General features: G+C 64.1%; 12 protein-coding genes. 5 read left to right on the forward strand and 7 right to left on the reverse strand.

The features are described from left to right. The 6 genes from EBBID32_RS03875 to EBBID32_RS03900 form a co-directional block, all read right to left on the reverse strand. The gene (locus EBBID32_RS03875) at positions 1 to 918 is read right to left on the reverse strand and encodes a 5'-methylthioadenosine/S-adenosylhomocysteine nucleosidase (protein ID WP_006950964.1); all 918 of its coding nucleotides are present in this window, start codon (positions 916 to 918) and stop codon (positions 1 to 3) included. Next, on the reverse strand, positions 915 to 2,264 hold the full coding sequence (locus tag EBBID32_RS03880) for an NCS2 family permease (RefSeq protein WP_006950970.1): 1,350 nt from the start codon (positions 2,262 to 2,264) through the stop codon (positions 915 to 917). Before EBBID32_RS03880 ends, EBBID32_RS03875 begins: the two co-directional genes overlap by 4 nt. Then, on the reverse strand, positions 2,264 to 3,598 hold the full coding sequence (locus tag EBBID32_RS03885) for an AtzE family amidohydrolase (protein WP_006950971.1): 1,335 nt from the start codon (positions 3,596 to 3,598) through the stop codon (positions 2,264 to 2,266). The genes EBBID32_RS03880 and EBBID32_RS03885 overlap by 1 nt, the downstream gene beginning before the upstream one ends. Beyond that, on the reverse strand, positions 3,595 to 4,731 hold the full coding sequence (locus EBBID32_RS03890) for a bile acid:sodium symporter family protein (RefSeq protein ID WP_006950972.1): 1,137 nt from the start codon (positions 4,729 to 4,731) through the stop codon (positions 3,595 to 3,597). Before EBBID32_RS03890 ends, EBBID32_RS03885 begins: the two co-directional genes overlap by 4 nt. Before the next feature lie 190 nt (positions 4,732 to 4,921). Then, positions 4,922 to 6,169, reverse strand: coding sequence for an MFS transporter (locus EBBID32_RS03895; RefSeq protein WP_231382095.1), 1,248 nt, complete (start codon positions 6,167 to 6,169; stop codon positions 4,922 to 4,924). Positions 6,170 to 6,284: 115 nt separating this feature from the next. Further along, a complete protein-coding gene (locus EBBID32_RS03900) occupies positions 6,285 to 7,340 on the reverse strand; it encodes an AraC family transcriptional regulator (protein WP_006950974.1) in 1,056 nt (351 codons plus the stop codon). Between the two features lie 153 nt (positions 7,341 to 7,493). On the opposite strand from EBBID32_RS03900, the gene EBBID32_RS03905 reads away from it, so the two are divergent. Genes EBBID32_RS03905 through EBBID32_RS03925 form a run of 5 tightly spaced genes read left to right on the forward strand, consistent with a single transcriptional unit; the run spans position 7,494 to position 13,693 of the window. Further along, positions 7,494 to 8,471, forward strand: coding sequence for an enoyl-CoA hydratase/isomerase family protein (locus tag EBBID32_RS03905; RefSeq protein WP_006950980.1), 978 nt, complete (start codon positions 7,494 to 7,496; stop codon positions 8,469 to 8,471). Positions 8,472 to 8,490: 19 nt separating this feature from the next. After that, positions 8,491 to 9,507 (forward strand): AraC family transcriptional regulator, encoded by a 1,017-nt coding sequence (locus tag EBBID32_RS03910; RefSeq protein WP_006950983.1) that lies wholly within the window; start codon positions 8,491 to 8,493, stop codon positions 9,505 to 9,507. Positions 9,508 to 9,520: 13 nt separating this feature from the next. Further along, a complete protein-coding gene (locus tag EBBID32_RS03915) occupies positions 9,521 to 10,846 on the forward strand; it encodes an aromatic ring-hydroxylating oxygenase subunit alpha (RefSeq protein ID WP_006950985.1) in 1,326 nt (441 codons plus the stop codon). A gap of 10 nt (positions 10,847 to 10,856) precedes the next feature. Next, positions 10,857 to 12,050: an FAS1-like dehydratase domain-containing protein gene (locus EBBID32_RS03920; protein ID WP_006950987.1), complete on the forward strand. Its 1,194-nt coding sequence runs from the start codon at positions 10,857 to 10,859 to the stop codon at positions 12,048 to 12,050. After that, entirely contained in the window at positions 12,047 to 13,693 is a 1,647-nt protein-coding gene (locus EBBID32_RS03925) for a class I adenylate-forming enzyme family protein (RefSeq protein ID WP_006950990.1), read from the forward strand. Before EBBID32_RS03920 ends, EBBID32_RS03925 begins: the two co-directional genes overlap by 4 nt. Here the strand turns inward: EBBID32_RS03925 and EBBID32_RS03930 are convergent. Next, positions 13,690 to 14,004 (reverse strand): Rieske (2Fe-2S) protein, encoded by a 315-nt coding sequence (locus tag EBBID32_RS03930; protein ID WP_006950992.1) that lies wholly within the window; start codon positions 14,002 to 14,004, stop codon positions 13,690 to 13,692. The two genes, EBBID32_RS03925 and EBBID32_RS03930, sit on opposite strands and share 4 nt — an antisense overlap. Positions 14,005 to 14,011: the final 7 nt, after the last annotated feature.

Raw genomic sequence — 14,011 nt, forward strand, 5'->3', positions numbered from 1 at the left:
CTAATCCGGCAGCGCCGCGACGAAGGCGCGGACGACGTCGGCACTGTTGACCGAGGCCAGCGCCATGAAGGTGTTCATCTGGTTCGCACCCGCGTCACCCCCGGCCAGGTCGGACAGGCTGCGGAACACGATGGCCGGGACTTGATTGGCATAGGCAACCTGCACCACCGCCGCGCTTTCCATGTCCAGCACGCGCGCTTTCCATGCCTTGGCCAGATAATCGCGAAATTCCGCATTGTCGGCATAGACCCCGGCGCTGACGCCGGTGCCGCCGACGACGAATTTGGGGTCATGGGCGAGGCAGTTGGCGGCGGTCGCCTGTCCATCGACGCAGCGGCGCAGCGTCACGCCGACGGCAACCTTGCGCGCGAGCGCCAGCAGCGCGGGATCGACTGCCTGCCGGTAATGACGGCGGGGCGTTTCCGTGGCGTTGCCAAGCCGCACCCCGCGCGGGAACATCATGCCGAACGGCGATGGCGCTTCGGCATCGACGGGTTCGGGGACGACCCAGCCCTGCGGCGTCTGGCGCGCGAACGACACTTCCAGATATTGCGCCCAATCCTCCGGCACGACAACGTCGCCGATCGACAAAGCGGGATCGACGCCGCCCGCAATGCCGGAAAAGACGATTCGCTTCACGATGAAGCGATCCAGAACCAATTGGGTATTCATCGCGGCGTTGACCATGCTGACGCCGCTCTGCATCAACAGCACTGGCTTTCCCGCCATCGTGCCGGTCAGCATCGTCAGGCCGTTGACCTGATGCGTCCTGGGCCGGGCGATGGAATGGGCGAGCGCATCCCATTCGGGCGCGAAGGCGGTCATGACCACGGTGCGCGGGGTGCGGTCGAGCGGCTTCGCCTGCGCCGAAACTGGCAGCAGCAAGGCGCACAGGGCAAGGCAGAGGGACCGGATCATGCCGCGCTCATCCAGACGAAGCGAACGACGAACAAAGCGGCGAGCAGAAAGAGGAACCAGTCGGCCCTGATCGCGGTGCCACACAGCAGCTTCAATATGGCGTGCGCCGTGATGCCGAAGGCCAGGCCATTGGCGATCGAGAAGGTCAGCGGGATCATCGCCACGGTCAGGAAGGCGGGGATCGCCGAGAGCGGGTCTTCCCACTCTATTTCCGTGAGCGGCAACAGCATCAGCCCGCCCACGATGATGAGCGCAGGCGCGGTCGCGGCCAGCGGGACGATCTGCGCATAGGGGGCGACGAACATGGTGGCGAGGAACAGGATGCCGGTCACAACCGCCGTCAGCCCGGTGCGCCCGCCTGCCTGCACGCCTGCTGCGCTTTCGACATAGGAGGTGACCGTGCTGGTGCCCGCGACCGATCCGACGATGGTGGCAGCGGCGTCGGTGATGAGGATGCGGTTGAGACCGGGGATGCGCCCCGCCTTGTCCATCAGCCCCGCCCGCTTGGTGACGGCAACCAGCGTGCCGATATTGTCGAACAGGTCGACGAACAGAAAGACGAAGAGAATTTCGAGCAAGCCGAGGCCATGGCTGCCGGTCAGGCCGAATACGCCCGACAGGTCCAGTTTGAAGGCGGTGCCGGTCAAGGCGTCGAGGCTGTAGGGTTCGGGGCTGATGACGACCTGGCCGAACAGCCAGCCGACCAAAGTCGTCGCGACGATGCCGATCAGCATCGCGCCGCGTATGTTCCAGACGCTCAGCACGCCGATGACGAGCATTCCAAACAGGGCGAGCGCTGCGCCGGGTGCCTTCAAATCGCCCAGCCCCACGAAGGTGGCGGGGTTGGCGACGACGATGCCTGCATTTTTGAGGCCGATGAAGCCGATGAACAGGCCGATCCCGCCCGCTACCGCGGCGAACAGATGCATCGGGATGGCCGCGACGATCATCTGGCGCACGCCGGTCAGCGTCAGGATCAGGAAGGCTATGCCGGAGATGAACACGCATCCCAGCGCGATCGGCCAGGGAATGCCCATTTGCTGGACGACGGTGAAGCTGAAATAGGCGTTGAGACCCATGCCCGGCGCCAGCGCGAGCGGCGTGTTGGCGACCAGCCCCATCATGATCGACCCAAAGGCAGCGGCAAAACAGGTCGCTGCTGCCACCGCCGCGATCGGCATCCCCGCCTGCCCCAGGATCGCGGGATTGACCAGCACGATATAGGCCATGGTCAGAAAGGTGGTGAAGCCCGCCAATATCTCGGTCCGCGCTGTCGTGCCCCGTGCCGACAGGCTGAAATAGCGTTCGAGCCGCCCCGCTCCCGGCTGCATCGCCACGTCCGTCATTATGCGTCCCCCCGATAGTCTGCGTGCGGCAAAGTTACGCCGGTCATCCCCGTCTTTTCCAGTTTCGCGGCAAAGCGGAACAAGGTCGCTTCGCCGCCCGGCCTGCCTATCAGTTGCAGCCCCAGCGGCAAGCGGCCCGGACGGTGCAACGGCACGGACAGGGACGGCAGGCCGGTAAAGCTGATCGGCTGGCTGTGGATGCCCAGGTCCGCGCGCGCGGGCGACAGCGCGCCGTCGATCAGGATGCGCGGGTCCGCGATCAGCGGCGCGACGCAGGGCGTTGCGGGCGCGAGCAGCACGTCTTGGGTTTCTATGATGGCGAGGATGCGTTGCCTATATTCGGCACGGAATGTCTGCGCCGCTTCGTAGAGCGCGTCGGGCAGCAATGCGCCTGCGATCAGACGGTCGCGCGTGGCGGGATCAAACGTCATAGCATCGCGACCGAGCGCCTCACGATGCAGGCTACCCCCTTCCGCTGCGGTAATCAGGAAAGCGGCGGAGCGCGCGCGGGCGATGTCGGGCAGCTCGATCAGTGGTGCGTCAGGCGCGATGGCATCCATCGCTGCGATCTGGTCGGGATCGACATTGTCGCGAAAACGCCCGCCGAGCCGCGCGACGCGGATCGGATCGCTGGCCGCGGCGTCGGCTCCACCCAATATCTGCCAGAGACACTGCATGTCCGCGACTGACAGGGTGAAAGGACCAATATCGTCGAAGCTGTCGGCAAAGGGGAAAACCCCGCCCATCGGCAGCGCGCCATGGGTGGGTTTCAGCCCGTAGATCCCGGTCAGGCTGGCAGGGACACGGATCGATCCGTTAGTGTCCGATCCAAGCGAGAAGGGCAGAAGGCCCGCCGCGACCGCCGCCGCCGATCCGCCCGATGAGCCACCGGCCAGCCGGTCAGGATCATGGGGATTGCGCGTCGTGCCGTGCCGGGCGTTGATGGTGGCGAAGCCATAGGCGAATTCGTCCATGTTGAGCGTCGCGACCAGCACCGCGCCCGCGGCGTGCAGGCGGCTGATGGCGTCCGCGTCGGCTTGGGCGGGTGGTGCATCGGCATAGAGGCTCGACCCAGCGGTCGTCGGCAGGCCGCATATGTCGAACAGATCCTTGACGCCATAGGGAACGCCCGCCAGCGGTCCGGGGTCCTTGCCCGCAGCGATGGCGGCATCGACTGCGGCGGCCTCTGTCCGGGCGCGGTCGGCCAGGATGCGGGTTATCGCCACCAGTGGCCCGGCCTGCGTCGTCAATCGCGCGAGGCAATCCTCCAGTACGGCCATGGCGCTGGTATGCCCCGACCGGACGGCGGCGGCGATATCTACGGCCTGCTTCATGGGCGGTCGGTCGCAAACAGGGTGTCGGCATGGCGGTCCAGCAGCGCCAGATTGGCGGTGACGCCCGCCATGCAGGGCTCGGTTATGGTCAGGCCCAGCCGCTGCGCTGCGCTTTCAACCTCTGCTACGGTGCGTGGCAGCGGCGGGCGCCGGAGCGTTGCGCCTTGTCGCGCGAAACGGCCTGCCAGCGCGGCGCACAGGAACAGCTGGATCTGGTGAAAGATCATCAGCGGCAGGATGATGACGCCGACCTGCGCCGCCGGGAACAGCGCGCCCGCCATCGGCACACCCGACACCAAACTCTTCTTCGACCCGCAGAACAGCAGAACGATCATATCGGCGCGCGGCAGGCCGACGAGGCGCGCGAGGCCCAGATTGGCACCCATCACGATGATCAGCATCAGCAGGCTGAGCAGCAGCAGGAACAACAGGTCGGCAATGCCCACCTGCGTCCAGATGCCGCCCACAACGGCGGCGCTGAACGCGGTATAGACGACCAGCAGGATCGACCCGCGATCGACCGGCATCAACACCCGCTTGTTGCGGTCGATGAACGCGCCGATCCATGGCCGCAGCAGATGCCCCGCCACAAAGGGGACGAGCAGTTGCAGCGCGATCGCCTGAACCGAGTGCCAGGAAAAGCCGCTGCCACCCCCATCCACCACCATGAACAGGCCGACCAGAAGCGGCGTCAGGACGATACCGACGATGTTGGAGAGGGAGGCGCTGCATACCGCCGCGGCGACATTGCCACCCGCAATGGCGGTAAAGGCGATCGAGGACTGAACCGTCGATGGCAGCAGGCTGAGGTAGAGAAGGCCCGTCAGCAGCAAGCCATCGCCATGGCCGCGCAGCAGGGCGAACAGGCCAAGGCCGACGGCGGGAAAGAGGATATAGGTCGAGGCCAATACATAGAGATGCAGCCGCCAATTGCTCGCGCCCGCAAGCACCGCTTCGCGCGACAATTTCGCCCCGTGCAGGAAAAAAAGCAACGCAATCGCGATGTCCGTCGCGGCCTCGACCCATGGCATAGCTGCGCCGCGCACCGGGACGAACGACGCGGCTGCCACCGTCGCGATCAGGCAAAGCAGAAACGGGTCGGGCAGGAAGGAAGGCTTTGTTACGCGCACCATGGCCCCCTTTAGGCCGATCCTGCCCTACCGATCCAATAGAATGACTTGCACGGATCGTTGCAAAAAAGCGCTTACCTGCACTCTGGCCAAGGACAGGTCATCGCCGGGCCAGTCATGGTCCGTCCGACAGGCCTGACCGTCCGGGCCGATCCGGCGCGATCTGGATAGCGAATGAGAGAGCCGCGCCCAATCAGGCGATTGGTGGCGTCGCCGCGGCGTCAGTTCCTAGCGCCAGCAAGAGCAACGCCGAGAGGCTGCACATGGGAATGACTGCCCACAGGAAAATCTGGTAACTTTGCGTCATGTCGTAAACGATGTTGGCGGCCATCGGTGCCATGCCGTTGGCGAAAAGCAGAAAGCCGTTGATCGCACCGAAAAGCGTGCCGAAGCTACGCAGGTCGAAATGACGCGCGGCCAGATAGGCGCAAGCGTCCAGTTCGGTGCCCACCGACAGGCCCAGGATGAGGAAGGCCGCCATGGCTGCGCCCGGCGAACCGGGCATGGCAAGCAGAAGGGCGACCGACAGGATCGGCGTCGATACGCTGATCGCCGAGACCATATGCGGGTTCAACCGATCGAGGAGATAGCCGCCACCCAGCCGACCAACCAGCGATCCCATGCCGATAAGACCGGCAATGGCGGGTGCCTGTGTCGCCTTAAAATCCTGCGCCACCAGGATCGGCACGGCATTGGCCGTCAGGGCGCAGACAGCCAGTGCATAGAGCGTAACGCCAGTCGCCAGTTTGATGAAAGCAGGCGATGCGAATCCCTGCCTGAGGCTTGCGTTCCATGATGCGAGCCGTACCGATCCGGCGGCAACGCCTGCGCCCCTGCGCGCATCATCCGTGGCGCTGCGCAGGAACAGCCATGCGAGCGGGAATATGACCGATGCGTAGATCAGCCCGACGCCAACATAGGCACCGCGCCATCCGTTCTGGACGACCAGGAAGCCGACCAGCGGCGGTGTGATCGCGGCGCACAGGCTGGCTCCGCACAAGGTGATGGCCAGCGCGATGCTCCGCCTTTCAACGAACAGGCTGGTGACCGCTGCCGTCCAGATGGTGGGAATGACCAGCATGTTGCACAGGCCCAGAATGACCCACAGCAAGGCCCAGGAGGCGATATCGGATGTCGCGAACGACAATGCGCCAAGCGCGGCACAATAGAGCAGGATGCCCGCAAGACCGATCCGCCGTGGCCCCAATTGATCGACCGCGCGGCCGACCAGCGGGGCGGCAAACAGCCCGATGATGGCGATGATCAGCGGCCCGCTGGAAATCTGCGACCGGGTCCAGCCAAATTCCCGTTCCAGCGGCGCGATCATGACGCCCAGTGAATAGCTATGGGTTGCCGATAGCAGGATGCCTGCAAGACAGGGGATCAGGACGGTCCCATGGCGGCGCAGTTCGCCAGCGCCGCGTGGTGATGTGGTGATCATGCCGATATCCCGGACGGAAAAAGTGAAGCCCAACAGCCAGATGGCCATGGTTCGGGATAAACGGCGATCGGGCAATGATCGGTGCGGCACAGCCGCTTGACGACGGCACGCAATTTCAGCGACGATAGCGGCGGAAGGCGCGCGGGGTCAGGCCGGTCCAGCGTTTGAAGGCGCGGCCGAAGCTGGTCTGTTCGGCATAGCCCAGCCGGTCGGCGACCTCGTCGATCGGCATGGGTGTCTGGCTGAGATAGATGCGGGCCAGCTGCTCGCGCTGATCCTCCACCAGGTCACAGAAGCGCAGGCCATGTGCGGCGAGGCGGCTTTGCAGGGTTCGGACCGAAAGGCCGAGCTGTTCAGCGCACCGGTCCACCGAACAATTGCCCGCAGGCAGCGCGCCACGGACATAGCTGCGGGTGCGTTCGGCCATATCCGCGCGGTTGAGGATACGCAGGCGGGCGAGATAGCCCCCCAGCAGGCGATAGACGAGGCGGTTGGCGGTGGTGATCGGCAGGTCCAGCATGGCGGCAGAAAAGCCGATGCTGTTGCGTTCGGCACGCAGGCTGATCGGCGCGCCGATCAGGCTTTCGATCTGGAGCAGATCATGGGGGCTGGCGTCGATCGACAACTGTATCCCGGCTGGCTGGAAGCGCCCCGCGCTGACCGCCCGGAGCAAGGTGAGGATGAGCATCATCGCCTGATAATTGGCCTGGACGTTGAAGCCCACATCGGCCCTGACCATCCAGCGCAGTTCGGCCATGCCCCCCTGTTCCACCAGTTCAAGCTGGGCTTCGGGCGAGTGGGCGACGGGCAGATAGTTGATAAGGCAATTGACGACCGAGCGCAGGTCCGGCGCGGCGCGGCAGACAGCGGTGACGCTGCCGAAAACATCCGCGTCCTGGGTTGCGGCAAGATGCAGGCCAAAGATCGGATCGTCAAACTGGAGGCTGCAATATTCAAACATGGCCGCGACCTGCTGGCACGAGACATGGCCGTCGGGATCAGCCAGCACACGCGGATCAAGGCCGTGGAGCTGGAGGATACGGCGGGGCGCGCCGCCCCGGCTGCGGATGAAGTCGGAAAAGCCGCGCAGATTGGCAGCGCGCATCGAGCCAGCGGCGGGGACCGCTTCGAGCGGGCCGGCCAGGCCGAAGAAATAATCCTGATCGTCCATCTGCCGATCCTTCCAAGCTGGACAGTGAAGCCGACATAGGTGCGTCGTTGCAATCGGATTCATATTATATCGAAAAAGCTGCGTCTAATGCCAATACAGCCAATCTGTGCTGTGGCAGTTTCCTGTCCAAGAACAAAGGAGATGGAGAGGGACATGGCCAAGGCGACAGCAGCCGAGCTGAAGCGCGAGGCGGCGCAGTTTGTCCATTATGAAAAGGACCGCGCCCGCCGCATCGCAACCGTCACCTTCGACCGGCCGGGCAAGGCGAACACCACCACGATCGGGATGCGCCTGCTGTTCGGCGAAATCGTGCACAAGGCGAATATCGACGACGACGTCAAGGTGCTGGTGATCCGTGGCGAGGGCCAGGATCTTGGCTCTGGCGGCGACATCAACGAACATGGCGACCTGTATCTGAACCCCGGCGAGGATGATAATTTCCTGCCCGATCTGGAGATTGACGACCCGGACGTGCGCTATCCGCCGCCCGGTTCCTATCGTTTCCTCCACGGCCTGACCGACCATTATGCCAAGGGCTATGCCGGCAACCGGCCGTTGCAGGAATTCAAGAAGATCAGCATCGTGGAGGCCAAGGGCTATTGTTATGGCTGGCATTTCTACCAGTGCGCCGACGCCGACCTGATCGTGTCGTCGGACGATGCGCTGTTTGGTCATCCGTCCTTTCGCTATGCCGGATGGGGTCCGCGTATGTGGCAATGGCTGGAAATGGTGGGTATCCGCCGCTTTTCCGAGATGCTGTTCACCGGACGGCCCTTCACCGCCGCCGAAATGATGGACTGCAATTTCGTCAACAGCGTCGTGCCGCGCGACCGGCTGGAGGCGGAAACCGACAAATATGCCGATGCATGCAGCCGCACCCGGCCGATGGACGTGGTGGTGGCGCAAAAGACCTTCATCGAAGCCTATAAGCAGTATCGCGGCGAATATATGGGCAGCCTGATGACCGGCTGGCTGGAAGGCATGTTGCCGCTGATGAAGAATGATCATGCGGGCGACATTGATCTGGGCACTGGCGGTTTCGACCAGGGCATCGCCCACACCGTCAAGAATAACGACCTCCATTATCCCCCGGAATGGCGGCTGAGCCGCGCCGGGCGTGCGCAACGTTAAAAAAGAGAGGCGCCTGGCCATGATCGAGACCCTCTTTACGATAGACCGCGGCAATTATCGCGATTGCCAGCACCTGTTCCGTGGCGAGCGGGAGCAGGAATATTATCGCGGCGATTACTGGATGGACGACGGGTCCGTCATCGATGTCAGCGCCAGACGCAAGCCAGCCGGGCCAAGCGCCGTCATCCTGCTGCGATCGGCCACGCGGCTGTTCTTTCGCCGCACGCGCCAGCATATTCGCGAGGATGGCACCGACCTATCGGTGCTGTGGTTCGTGAAGCGCGGACGGTTGCTGCTGAGCAACCAGATGGGCAGCCGCAGCGCACAATGCGGCGACATGCTGATCACCCGGTCGACATCCCCCTTCCTGATCGAGTGCCAGCCCGACGCCCATGGCCTGCACGAAGTGCTGCATGTCACCGTGCCGACCCATGTGCTGCGCGGCCTTGTCGATTGCGATGCCAGTGCCGGGCTGCTGCTGTCCACCCAGCGGCCGGAACTGGCGATCGCTGACACTATCCTGTCCGGCCTGTTTCAGCGCGAGGGTGACCTGGCCGAAGAGACGACCCGCACGCTGGTCGAGGCGGCGCTGGCGATCATCGGCCAGGGGCTGCGCGGCGATGCAAGCCTGACGCCGCCGCGGCAGTCGGTCGCGGAAAAGCGCTTTGCCGACGTCCAGCGTTTCGTCGAGGTGCATCTGTCCGACCCCGGCCTGTCGGCGGCGATGACCGCGCGCGGGTGCGGCATTTCGCCGCGCTACCTGACGACATTGCTGCAACAGAATGGCACCAGCTTTTCGCAGCTGATCTGGGACCAGCGGCTGGAGCAGGCCCGCAAGTGGATGGCGCGGGCGGACGCGAACAGCATCTCCATCAGCGAAATCGCCTATGGCGTGGGGTTCAAAAGTCCAGCGCATTTCAGCCGCATGTTCAAGCGCACCTACAAGCGCAACCCAAGCGACTATCGGCTGGACGCCTGCGCCGCGCAGGTGATGGCCGCCGTCCCCTGCACGGTTCCATCCGGCGTCCTGCACTGAGGGAGAGCAAGACATGACCGTGCAAGGCGCCATCGTCCAACCGCCCGTCATCATCGGCAATGAAGCCTATGTGTCGCAATCCTATGCTGACGCGGAAGCGCAGAAATTATGGCCCAAAGTCTGGCAGGTGGCGTGTCGGGAAGAGGAGATTCCGCAAGTCGGCGATTTCGTCACCTATGACATCATGGACGATTCGATCATCGTCGTGCGTGCCGGACCAGACCGGATTGCCGCCTATTTCAACGTCTGTCGCCACCGTGGTCGGCAATTGACCGAAGGATGCGGCCACGCCCGCAAGCTGGTGTGCAAATTCCATGCGTGGAGCTGGGATCTGGACGGCAACAATATCGGCGTGGTCCGCAAGGATGGCTGGGGCGACAGCCTGAAGGACGATGAGCTGCGGCTGCGCGATGTGCGCGTCGATAGCTGGGGCGGGTGGGTGTTCGTGTGCATGGACCCCGACGCGCCATCGCTGGCGGACTATCTGGCACCGGCAGCGGCGATGCTCGATCCGTTCGAGCTGGACAAGATGCGCTATCGCTGGCGGCAATGGCTGCATTTCCCGTGCAACTGGAAGGTCGCGATCGAAGCGTTCAACGAGGGCTATCATGTCGCGGGAACCCATCCGCAACTGACCAAATATTCGCCCAAGCCGACCTGGAGCGACGGACGGGGCATTCACGGCGTGTTCGGATCGCAAGCGCGCGAAGGCACGGGTGGTGCGACGGCGGGCGCGGCGGGGGCGCCCGACATGCGGCGCGGGCTGGCGGACTCGCTCAATCAGTTGTGGGAGGAAGTGAACGGTACGACGACGCAAACGATGGTGCGCGTCGCCAATCTGCTGGTGGAGGAACTGCCCGAAGGCACGCCGCCGCAGGCGGTGCAGATGCACCTGATGAAGCGGACGGTGGAGGAGGATGCCAGGCGCGGGGTACACTGGCCCCGGATCGATCCGGCGCATTTCGCCGCCGCGGGCAATGTGTGGCATATTTTCCCCAACACCGTCATCATCCACGGGCCGACCTTTGCCCTCTGCTATCGCGCGCGGCCCGACGGGCGCGACCCCAATAGCTGTATCTTCGAGGTCTATACGCTGGAGCGTTTCCCCGAAGGACAAGAGCCAAAGCCGGAAAATCTGCACAAGCCCGACATAGACGAGGCGAGCTGGCGCAAGGTGTTGTGCCAGGATTTTTCCAACATGGGCGCGGTACAACGCGGCCTTCGGTCGCGCGGGTTCGACGGGTTGCGCCCCAGCCCGGTCGAGGAACGCGCCATCATCAATTTTCATCGCGTGCTGGCCGATTATCTGGGCACCGGCGCGCCGCAACCGATCGATTGAAGGAGCCATGATGGCCGATATGGAATTGAGCAACGCCAGCGCGATGCTGGACACGAGCGATGTGGACCAGTGGGTCGGCAAGCCCGTCATCTTCGCCGAGATGTGGGACCCGTGCAACGCGACCGACATTCGCCGCTGGGTCCAGGCGATGGACTATCCCAACCCGATCCACTGGGACGAGAATTTTGCGCGCGCGTCGCGCTTTGGCGGCATCGTCGCGCCGCAGAGCTTCACCGTGGCGATGGACTATGGCCATGGCTGCCACCCCGCCTGTGTCGGCAAGGTGCCCGGCACGCACCTGATCTTTGCAGGCGAGGAATGGTGGTTTTACGGCACCCCCGTCCGCCCCGGCGACAGATTGACCCAAAGCCGCCGTTTCGATGGCTATTCGATCACCGAAACCGGCTTTGCCGGGCCGACCATGTTTGCCCGTGGCGACACCGTCCATCGCAACCAGCATGGCGCGCTGGTCGCCAAGGAGCAGGCGACCGCGATCCGTTATCTGGTCGAGGAAGCGAACAAGCGCGGCGTCTATGGCAAGGAAAAGCGCAGCCCCAAGCGCTGGACCAAGGAGGATGTCGCCGAAATCCACCGGTTGCGGCACGAATGGATATTGTCCAACCGCGAGGGAAAATCCCCCGCCTATGGCGACGTGAAGGTCGGCGACCGGCTGCCGCGCCGGGTGATCGGGCCACATTCGGTCATATCCTTTGCCAATGAATGTCGCGCGCACCGCCAGAATATCTGGGGAACATGGCGCTGGAACGTGCCCGAAGGCGTGCATGATCCGGCGCGCGAGGATGCGGGGTTCGGCGCGGACATGAGTTACGACCATGATGCGCGCAAGATCGACCCGCGCATGGGCGACGGCCTCTATCATGGGCCATCATCAGGTCATATCAATGCCGAGAAAGCCGAGAATGTCGGCATGGGCGGCGCCTATGGCTATGGCGCGTCGATGAATGCCTGGCATCTGGACACGGTCGCCTATTGGGCGGGGCTTGAAGGCTATGTCTGGCACAGCAAGACGCAGTTCCGGTCCCCCGCCTTTGAAGGCGATGTCACCTATGTCGATGGCGAGGTGGTGGAAAAGATCGACCGTTCGCCCTTCGGGATGCCGGTGGTCAAGATACGCACGGTGATGACGACGCAGGATGGCGACGAAATCCTGAAAGGCACCGCCCAGGTGGAGTTGCCCTATTGAGCACGGCGCTTTCCTGCGTGCGCGGGCGGCCGCTGGACGAGGAACCAGGGCAAGGCGCGCACACGATTCCAGCCTATCTGGAGGAGGTGCGCGCACGCTATGGGTCGCGCGATGCCGTCATCATGCGAACGCAGTATCAGCGGGTCTGCTGGAGCTATGACGAGCTTCATGCCCGGTCGGCCGCGGTCGCCAAGGCGCTGATCGCGGCGGGCATGGGCAAGGATGCACGCATCGGCGTGCTGATGGCCAATCGGCCGGAATATCTAGCCTGCGTCTTTGGCATCGCCATGGCGGGCGGCGTGACCGTCGCGCTCAGCACCTTTTCCACGCCCGACGAACTGGCGCACCTGATCCGCGCATCGGCGGTCGAGACGCTGTTTTTCGATACGCGCGTTTTGAAAAAGGACTTTGCGGCGATGCTGGCGCCGATCGACGACCTGCCTTTCCTCAACCATCTGATCCAGCTCGACAGCGTGACCGATGCGGCCCCGGCCGCGGGCAATTTTGAAAGCTGGGACGATTTTCTGGCAGCTGGCGCGCATGTCGCCGACAGCATCGTTACCGCGCGCGCAGCGAGCGTGACGCCCTGCGATATGGGCGGCATCTTCTTTTCGTCTGGGACGACCAGCCTGCCCAAGGGCATCATCCACAGCCAGCGCGCCTTCTGCATCCAGTGGTGGCGGTGGCCGCGCGTGTTTGCGATGCGGGAACGGGTGACGAGCTGGACCGGCAACGGCCTGTTCTGGTCGGGCAATATCAGCCTGGTGATCGGCTCGGCGCTGTCCACCGGCGGTGCGGCGGTTTTGCAACCCGTGTTCGACGCGGGCGCGGCGCTGGATGTCATCGAGCAGGAGCGGGTCACATTCCTGACCGGGCGGCCGCATCAATGGGCGCGGGTGCAGGCGGCGGAAAACTGGGCCAGCGCGGATCTTTCCAGCCTGAAATATGTGACTAAGGGCGAGTTGATCGGCGAGCATCCCACGGTACGGACCGACTGGACGACACCGATGGCGTTCGGCACGACCGAGACGATGACGATCTGCACCGCGTTCGACGCGGAAACGTCGGAGACCGACTATGCAGGCAGCACCGGCGCGCCCTTGCCGGGCAACATGCTGAAAATCGTCGATCCGGTGACGCGGGCGATCGTTCCGGTGGGCCAGCATGGTGAAATGTGCATCAAGGGACCGACCCTGATGTCGGGCTATCTGGGCAAGGCTGCGGAGGAGTGTTTCGACGAGAATGGCTATTACCGCACCGGCGACGGCGGGCGGGTGGACGAGGCGGGCCGCTTCTTCTGGGAAGGGCGGCTGACCGATATGATCAAGACCGGCGGGGCCAATGTCGCGCCGGAGGAAGTCGACGCGGCGATCGCCGCCTATCCCGGCGTCAAGCGGAGCCAGACCGTCGGCGTGCCCGACGATCTGCTGGGCGAGATGGTGGTGGCGTGCATCGTGCCGTTAGATGGCGTGGCGATTATGGAGGATGCGCTGATCGCGCATCTGAAAGGACAGATGGCGAGTTTCAAGGTGCCGCGGCGGGTGCTGTTGCTGGACGAAGCGGAGTTTGCGCTGACCGGGAACGAGAAGGCCAAGGCAGCGGATATTCGTGCCGTGGCGGTCGCGAAACTCGCCAGCGCTTAGGGCGCGATTTCGATCGCGTCGCCATTGACGCGCAATTGATAGGTGCGGATCGGCGCCTTGGCGGGCGGGTTCATGGCGCGGCCGGTTTCCAGGTCGAAGCGCGCGCCATGGACCGGACAGGCGATCCACCCCGCGCGGATGCGGCCGCAGGCAAGCGGCTCATCAGCGTGCGAACAGCGGTTGGCGACGGCGAACAGGCGACCGTTGCTGTGGCAGATCAGGACGCTTTGCCCTTCAAATTCCACGACTTTGACTGACCCGGCCGGCACGTCGGCGACCTGGGCGACTGGGGTGAAAGTAAGGATGCTCATCCCCTTC

This window comes from Sphingobium indicum BiD32, assembly GCF_000382885.1.
GTDB lineage: Bacteria > Pseudomonadota > Alphaproteobacteria > Sphingomonadales > Sphingomonadaceae > Sphingobium > Sphingobium japonicum_C.

What these genes read in the sequence shown, in the direction of transcription:
- EBBID32_RS03880 (WP_006950970.1), bottom strand. Translation starts at nt 2,264, where the DNA reads ATGACGGACGTGGCGATGCAGCCGGGAGCGGGGCGGCTCGAACGCTAT.
- EBBID32_RS03915 (WP_006950985.1), top strand. Translation starts at nt 9,521, where the DNA reads ATGACCGTGCAAGGCGCCATCGTCCAACCGCCCGTCATCATCGGCAAT.
- EBBID32_RS03900 (WP_006950974.1), bottom strand. Translation starts at nt 7,340, where the DNA reads ATGGACGATCAGGATTATTTCTTCGGCCTGGCCGGCCCGCTCGAAGCG.
- EBBID32_RS03875 (WP_006950964.1), bottom strand. Translation starts at nt 918, where the DNA reads ATGATCCGGTCCCTCTGCCTTGCCCTGTGCGCCTTGCTGCTGCCAGTT.
- EBBID32_RS03920 (WP_006950987.1), top strand. Translation starts at nt 10,857, where the DNA reads ATGGCCGATATGGAATTGAGCAACGCCAGCGCGATGCTGGACACGAGC.
- EBBID32_RS03890 (WP_006950972.1), bottom strand. Translation starts at nt 4,731, where the DNA reads ATGGTGCGCGTAACAAAGCCTTCCTTCCTGCCCGACCCGTTTCTGCTT.
- EBBID32_RS03895 (WP_231382095.1), bottom strand. Translation starts at nt 6,169, where the DNA reads ATGATCACCACATCACCACGCGGCGCTGGCGAACTGCGCCGCCATGGG.
- EBBID32_RS03910 (WP_006950983.1), top strand. Translation starts at nt 8,491, where the DNA reads ATGATCGAGACCCTCTTTACGATAGACCGCGGCAATTATCGCGATTGC.
- EBBID32_RS03905 (WP_006950980.1), top strand. Translation starts at nt 7,494, where the DNA reads ATGGCCAAGGCGACAGCAGCCGAGCTGAAGCGCGAGGCGGCGCAGTTT.
- EBBID32_RS03930 (WP_006950992.1), bottom strand. Translation starts at nt 14,004, where the DNA reads ATGAGCATCCTTACTTTCACCCCAGTCGCCCAGGTCGCCGACGTGCCG.
- EBBID32_RS03885 (WP_006950971.1), bottom strand. Translation starts at nt 3,598, where the DNA reads ATGAAGCAGGCCGTAGATATCGCCGCCGCCGTCCGGTCGGGGCATACC.